The 6,888-nt window shown below is 65.4% G+C and carries 5 protein-coding genes; 3 read left to right on the top strand and 2 right to left on the bottom strand.

Annotation, left to right across the window (positions count from 1 at the left end; all coding sequences use genetic code 11):
* Positions 1–35: 35 nt before the first annotated feature.
* Positions 36–1,208, bottom strand: coding sequence for a PucR family transcriptional regulator (locus INT40_RS18120; protein ID WP_193096663.1), 1,173 nt, complete (start codon positions 1,206–1,208; stop codon positions 36–38).
* 141 nt (positions 1,209–1,349) lie between these two features.
* On the opposite strand from INT40_RS18120, the gene INT40_RS18115 reads away from it, so the two are divergent.
* The 3 genes from INT40_RS18115 (at position 1,350) to INT40_RS18105 (ending at position 5,819) form a co-directional block, all read left to right on the top strand.
* Positions 1,350–2,681, top strand: coding sequence for an MFS transporter (locus INT40_RS18115; RefSeq protein WP_101572192.1), 1,332 nt, complete (start codon positions 1,350–1,352; stop codon positions 2,679–2,681).
* Between the two features lie 100 nt (positions 2,682–2,781).
* Positions 2,782–4,458 (top strand): thiamine pyrophosphate-dependent enzyme, encoded by a 1,677-nt coding sequence (locus INT40_RS18110; RefSeq protein ID WP_193096665.1) that lies wholly within the window; start codon positions 2,782–2,784, stop codon positions 4,456–4,458.
* A gap of 83 nt (positions 4,459–4,541) precedes the next feature.
* Positions 4,542–5,819 (top strand): M20 family metallo-hydrolase, encoded by a 1,278-nt coding sequence (locus tag INT40_RS18105; protein WP_193071078.1) that lies wholly within the window; start codon positions 4,542–4,544, stop codon positions 5,817–5,819.
* Positions 5,820–5,947: 128 nt separating this feature from the next.
* Here the strand turns inward: INT40_RS18105 and INT40_RS18100 are convergent, their stop codons facing one another.
* The gene (locus tag INT40_RS18100) at positions 5,948–6,571 is read right to left on the bottom strand and encodes a hypothetical protein (protein WP_193071077.1); all 624 of its coding nucleotides are present in this window, start codon (positions 6,569–6,571) and stop codon (positions 5,948–5,950) included.
* Positions 6,572–6,888 lie beyond the last annotated feature (317 nt).

The raw sequence follows: 6,888 nt of genomic DNA, 5'->3' as shown, positions 1-6,888 counted from the left end.
CACTTTTCTTCTGTCAGTCCACCATCCGGTCGATCCTAATCATGAAAACTCGAGGCTAGACGTGCCGCCTCGGCGGGGATCATCGGGTCGACTCCGGTCAGGTCGGCGAAGCGGCGCAGGCGATTGGCCACAGTATTGCGATGGCAGAACAGTTCCGCGGCGCTGGCTCCGATGCTGCCCGAGTGCAGGTAGGTGTGGACGGCCTCGACGAGACGTTCACGTTCGGCCGCTCCGCAGACGGCGAGCGCACGTTCGACGTCGGTGACGATGGAGTTCCCGGCCGCGTTCAGTGCCTGAGCGGCGAGTCTGGCCCAACCGCGTTCCCAGGTCATCGCCCCCACCTCATCATGTGTGAGCAGCTGCGCCAGATCTCGAGCGGTCAGCGCTGACCTGCGCAGGGACCCGATGCCGGCCGCGTGGACCAAACCCACCCGCACCTCGGCGAGGCGACGTTCGGTCGCTTCCAACCGCGACCCGGCGAGCTCGGACGTGCGAGTGAAGGCAATGAGGACATCGCCGAGGTGGTGCGTGAACATGGTCCCGCCCGCGCGCTCGTGATCGGAGATGAGCACCCGCAGCGCCGAGGTGTCCTCACCGCGGGCGGCCACGACGAGCAGCGGACGTTCCGGATCGAGGCCCAGCGCCGAGGCGATCGTGGACAGACGCTCGTCCGTCGGGTGAAGATCGTCGAACAGTCCCGCGATGAGTCCCTGCCGGACGGAGGATTCTTCCTCCCGCATCCGCTGCTGTTCGGCGGCGTAGGCCTGCTGAACCTGGGAGACGTATTCGTCGACGGTGGAGAGCACGATCCCCGTGTGTCGGATGACGAGCTCCGCGTCGTCTTGCGTCGCGACCCTGGTCAGCGCCTCCCACAAGACGTTGAAGTCATGCCGGATCGCCGTCATCAGTGCCTCCAGCGGAATCCCCACCCGAGCGCGTGAGACCCCAACCTCCGTGGACACCGCAACCGGGCCGTCGAAACCACCGGCACGCAGACCTTCGACGAGGGATTGAAATGAACTATGACCGGTCCGCCGCAGTTCTGAGACCGGAATCGGAGCGGGATCGTAGCCGGGCACTCTGACGACTCGTGACATGAACCGTTCGGTGAGCTGTTCGAGATCGAGGGCATCGAGGAGTTCGATCCAGCGCTGACGGTCTCCCGGCAGCGGCTGATCCCTGAGCTGTCTCTCATGTGTTGGCGGCATCGTCCTAGACTATGTGCAGTTGCACAATCTAAAACAGCGTTCCCGGGGCAAAAGATGCTCGAATTCGTGCGATCTCACTCTGTAGTGTTCTAAGTTACAGGTTGAATGCCCAACCACGTCCTGCGCTCGATGGAGAAATACATGAGTCACAACGACCCAACTGCTGCGGCGGAATACTCCGCGACGCAGGAGCTCAGCATCAAGGATGCCAACAAGGTCGCCCTCGGCGCCCTGCTCGGCACCGCACTCGAATGGTATGACTTCTTCCTCTTCAGCGCGGCTGCGGCATTGGTCTTCAACGTCCAGTACTTCACCAGTGAGAACGCAACCGCGGCCGCAATGGCTTCGTTCGCCACCTTCGGCGTCGGACTTGCCGCTCGCCCGATCGGCGGACTCATCTTCGGTCGCCTCGGCGACAAGGTCGGCCGCCGCCGGGTCCTCATGGTCACGATCGTCGGCATCGGCATCGTCACCGGCCTCATCGGCGCTTTGCCGACCTACGCCGCGATCGGCTTCGCCGCTCCGGTGCTGCTCGTGCTCCTGCGCATCCTGCAGGGCCTGTTCGTCGGTGGCGAATGGTCGGGTGCCATGACGCTCGTCGTCGAGAACGCCCCACTTCACCTGCGCGCACGCTACGCCGCGATTCCTCAGATCGGTTCGCCCATCGGCACCATTCTGTCCTCCGGCGGCTTCTTCATCATGACCCTGATCCTGTCGGCCGACAGCTTCAGCGCCTGGGGTTGGCGCATCCCGTTCCTCGCCGCCATCCCGCTCCTCCTCGTCGCCGTCTACATCCGCAGCCGCCTCGAGGAATCCCCGGTCTTCCGCCAGCTCGAGGAATCCGGTGAGCTCGAGAAGAGCCCCGTGCGCACCACCTTCCGCGACAGCTGGAAACAGATCATCGTCGGCATGGCCGCTGCCCTTCTGGGCGTCGGCGGGTTCTACCTCGTCACCGCATTCTGCGTCTGGTACGGCGTCAACGTCCTCGGCTACGACGATTCGCTTCTGCTCCTTGGCAGCATGGTCGCCGCCGCTGTCGAGATCTTCTGCCTCATCTGGGGCGGAGCGCTCGGAACGAAGTACGGGGCCAGCAAGGTCATCCTGTGGGGTGGAATCGCCTCGGCGGTGGTCGCCGTTCCGGCCTTCCTCATGTTCGCCTCCGGCCAGCCGGTCCTCGTCGTCCTCGCTATGACACTGGCTGTCGGCACACTGTCACTGCCCTACGCCGCCTCCGGCACCGTGATGACCGGCCTGTTCCCAGCCAGCACCCGCTACACCGGCGTCGCCCTGGCCCAGAACGTCGCCGGCATGCTCTCCGGTTTCATTCCGCTGGCAGCCACCGGACTCGTCGCCGCGGCGGCCAATCACTGGTGGCCGGCCGCTGCGATGCTGGCCTTCCTGTCCCTGTTCACGGCCTTCGCCGGGGCCGTCGCACCGCGCCTGAGCGTCGATCTGCCCGGCTTCAAACACTGAGCAACGCTCGCCGAGGTGGGCCGCCGTGAGCACGGCGGACCACCCGCGCCCCCGCCTGCCCTCACACACCATCGCTTCGCCTTCGGAAGGACCCACACGCATGTTCCGCTCGGCCGGTCATCACATCGTCAATACTCTGGAGAACGCTGGTATCCAGCGGGTCTACGCCGTTCCCGGCGAAAGCTACCTCGACGTTCTCGATGGTCTCTACGACTCCTCGATCGAGACAGTCGTGTGCCGTCAGGAGGGCGGTGCCGGGTTCATGGCTCTGTCCGAGTCGCGCCTGACCGGCCGGCCCGGAATCGCCATGGTCACGCGTGGGCCGGGGGCGGCGAACGCCATGATCTCTGTGCACACCGCCTACCAGGACGCCACTGCACTCGTCCTGTTCGTCGGACTCGTGCCCATCGCGGACCGTGCCCGAGAGTCCTTCCAGGAATTCAGCCTGCCCGAGTGGTTCTCCTCGACCGCGAAGAAGGTCATCATCATCGATGATGAGGATCGCGCCGGTGACCTCACGGCCGATGCCCTGCGCATCGCCGCATCCGGGCGCCCCGGCCCCGTCGTCGTGGGACTGCCAGAGGATGTCCTCGTCCGCATGACAGAGGCACCGGACACAGCCCCGGCCCCGATCGCCGAACCTCAGCCCTCTGCAACAGACCTCGAATCCCTGGCCACACGCATCGGCAATGCAGCGAAGCCGGCCTTCGTCCTCGGCGGGGACGGCTGGCACGAGGGCCACGGGCGGGCGCTGCTCGACCTGGCCGCCTCGGCGGGGATTGCGGTCTACTGCGATTGGCGCGCCTACGACGCCGTCCCCCACACCGGACCCGCCTGGGCCGGCTGGTTGGGCTATGGCCGCGCCGAGGCAGTCGCCGCCGGATACGGTGATGCCGACCTTCTCGTCTTCGTCGGTGCCACCCGATCCGATGTGGCCAGCGACGGCTACACGCGCGGCTTCGGTGCGGAGACCGTCGTCGTGGGGCTCGACCCGGAGGCAACCCAGCATGCCGGGCGCATCGACCAGCAGATCCTGGCCTCCCCACGCAGCTTCGTCACGGCGCTGACCGCGTCCACCTCGGTGAACGGCTCGATCGATGCGGCTGATCTGCGCGGGGAGCGCACCGATGAGTGGATGACCTCCCGTTCGGACGTGCAGTCGAAGGTCTCCGCACATCGTCCCGACGCCGAGGTGGCCGGAGCGGTTGCTCGAACCGGCGTCGATCTCGGGGTGGCGTTCGGGATCCTCGACGACCGACTCGACGGGGAAGCCGTGCTCACGTACGGGGCGGGCAACGCCACGATCTGGGGCCACCGCTTCATCAGGCATCTTCAATCGGCGAGCCTCGTCGGTGCCCGCAACGGGGCCATGGGTCTGGCTGTGCCCGGCGCCGTCGCGGCCTCACTCGCCTTCCCAGAACGTCGTGCGGTCGCGATCTGCGGCGATGGCGACTTCCTCATGAACGGTCAGGAGCTGGCCACGGCCTTCGCTCACGGGGCGAGTCCGCTGGTCATCGTCGCCGACAACGGCGTGTACGGCACGATCGTCCAGCACCAGGTCAACCACTATCCGGGCAGGCCCTCGGGCACACGCATGGTCAACCCCGATTTCGCGGTATGGATGTCATCCTTCGGCGGACACGGCGAACGCGTGGAGAAGACCGAAGACTTCGAGGCGGCCCTCGACCGAGCCCTGGCAGCAGAGGGCCCGGCGCTCATCCACGTCCTCATCGATTCCAAGCTCATGCCTCCGGCCGCCGATGAGATCGCAGGCTGACGCTGCCACACGCATGACACAGTCGCACTCCTGACTCTGCCTCACCCCTGACATCTCCCCAGCACACCCGAAAAGGACGCACCATGACACAGACCCCCATTTCGCAGACTCCCGCAGCACAGGCCGACCGTGACGACGAGTTCCTCGCCGACTGGTCCGTGCATTCGCGATTCGGAGCCGTCGAGGGCACGAACGGCGTCGATCGGCAGGCGGCGAGCGCTGCCGATGGCGAGCAGCGCAAATGGTTCGCCGAGCTGCTGGAGAAGCACGGGTTCAGCGTTCACCGGGATGCGATCGGCAATCAGTTCGGTCTGCTCGAACTCGTTCCCGGCGCCCCTTACGTCCTCACCGGATCGCACATGGATTCGCAGCCGACCGCCGGCCGCTTCGATGGGGCGTATGGCGTCATGTCCTCGGCCCACGCCTGCTTCGCCGTCGCCGATGAGCTGCGCGCCGACCCTGCAAGGGCGAAGTACAACCTCGCCGTCATCAACTGGTTCAACGAAGAGGGCTCGCGCTTCAAACCCTCGATGATGGGCAGCAATGTCTTCACCGGCAAGGCCGAGCTCGAGGCGGCACTGGCCACCACCGATCCCAAAGGAATCACCGTCGCCGAGGCGCTCGATGCCATCGGTGAGCGCGGAGACTTCACCGCACCCGAGATTGCCGCCTATGCCGAGATCCACGTCCAGCAGGGTCGCAGCATGGAAGAGGACGGGGTCACGATCGGCCTCGTCAATGCCACCTGGGCCGCCCATAAGTACGAATTCCGTGTCACCGGGGAGCAGGCCCACAGCGGATCGACCCTGATGAGTGACCGCCGCGATGCTCTCCTCGGTGCCGCTCGCCTGGTGGTGGCCGCCCGTGAGCTCGTCGACGAATTCGACGCTGGGGCGCTGCACACCGCGTGCGGTGAGCTCAACGTCTACCCGAATTCCCCGGTCGTCGTCGCGAGCGAGGTCGGGCTGCTCCTCGACCTGCGATCGCCGCGCGCCGAGGTGATCGCCGCCGCCCACGATTCCCTCATGTCCACAATCGCGAAGGTCAATGACGAGGTCGGTGTCGAGATCGAGATCGTCGCCGAACACAGCTGGGATCAGAACCCGTATTCCGAGGACGGGGTCGAGCTGGCACGATCAGCCGCCGAGGACCTGGGACTCACCTCGGCGAGGGTGATGACCGTGGCCGGCCACGACTCGACGAACATGAAGGACACCGTCCCCACGGTCATGCTCTTCATCCCCAGCGTCGGCGGTGTCTCGCACAGCCTGCAGGAGTTCACGAAGGACGAGGATCTCGTCTCCGGCCTGCATCACCTCACCGAGGTGGTGCGGCGGCTGGCCGCTGGCGCGCTGGGCTGAGCTCGCCCCTCCCGCTTCCGCTTCCGCTTCCGCTAGTCAAAAGTGCCCTGGTAGAGCACAAATGCTCTACGTGAGCACGTTTGGCTTGCGGGCGTCAGGGCTCGCCGCAGCCGGGACACATAGGTGCGTCAATTGATGGGCTCGACGTCCTGGTTCTCATCGACGAGTTCTTCGGCCAGCGTCTCCCACTTGTCATAGGCATCGGGATGTCCTGAGCCTTGGACCGCCTGGGCCGCGGCGCCGGGATCCATCGTCTCCCACCCCGCGATCTGAAGCAGCCCCGGGTTCGGGCACTCTGGATTGACTCCGTAGAAGGACTTCGAGGCGTACACCGCATCGGTGATCTGCCCGTGGGTCCCCCAACCGTATGACGGCCGCTGTTGGAACAGTCCGGCAGAGTCTTTGTCGCCGCTGTCGAGATTCCGCAGACTCGATTCCTGCAGCGCGGTCATGACAGCGATCTTCTGAGCCTGGTTCGAGAGTTCAGAGCCCTTGCCGACGGCGATGATGGTGCGCGCATTGTCGCTCTGCTCCTGGGTGAGCTGGCTGGTGTCCTGGGTGCTGCTGATTTCACCGCCGTTGCGGGTATCGCCGGTGGCAGGATGGCTGCCGCTGGTGGGTGCTCGGGTCTCCGCCAGCGCTGCGGTCTCAACTGACGCCGCGGTTGCCGCAGAAGCAGTCGCCGCTGCAGCACCGCCGGCGAGGAGGATTGCTGACAGAGCTGTCACCGCTGATGCTCGTGCAAGTTCCATCTATTCTGATTCTCCCGGTGTCGGCTCGATCGAGCAATGGCCATTGTGTTGAACTATAGGCGAGCGCGACTTACTCTCTGCCGAGAAACGTACGGTCCTCCGCTTTCGATCTTCTGTCTGCTCGCCCACGCTCCAGCCTCCCTAAAAGACAATGGCACCTGCAACGAACACGACGTCAACGTCAGTTGAATTGTGGAGATCCTGCGGTGTGTCGAAGTCGCGCTGCGGTCGGTGGTTCCATTGCCTTGGGCGCCTAACCGTCCCGGCCGCAGCGATATCGATGTCGTCGCAGTTATCAGCGATGAGCGGAAGGAGCG

The sequence above is a fragment of the Brevibacterium sp. FME17 genome (assembly GCF_014897515.1).
In the GTDB taxonomy this organism is placed as follows: domain Bacteria; phylum Actinomycetota; class Actinomycetes; order Actinomycetales; family Brevibacteriaceae; genus Brevibacterium.
The sequence above is the reverse complement of the archived record's forward strand: the minus strand, read 5'-3'. Positions and strand labels throughout refer to the sequence as shown.

Coding starts and splice junctions, on each gene's coding strand:
- INT40_RS18110 (WP_193096665.1), top strand. CDS start 2,782: ATGTTCCGCTCGGCCGGTCATCACATCGTCAATACTCTGGAGAACGCT.
- INT40_RS18105 (WP_193071078.1), top strand. CDS start 4,542: ATGACACAGACCCCCATTTCGCAGACTCCCGCAGCACAGGCCGACCGT.
- INT40_RS18120 (WP_193096663.1), bottom strand. CDS start 1,208: ATGCCGCCAACACATGAGAGACAGCTCAGGGATCAGCCGCTGCCGGGA.
- INT40_RS18115 (WP_101572192.1), top strand. CDS start 1,350: ATGAGTCACAACGACCCAACTGCTGCGGCGGAATACTCCGCGACGCAG.
- INT40_RS18100 (WP_193071077.1), bottom strand. CDS start 6,571: ATGGAACTTGCACGAGCATCAGCGGTGACAGCTCTGTCAGCAATCCTC.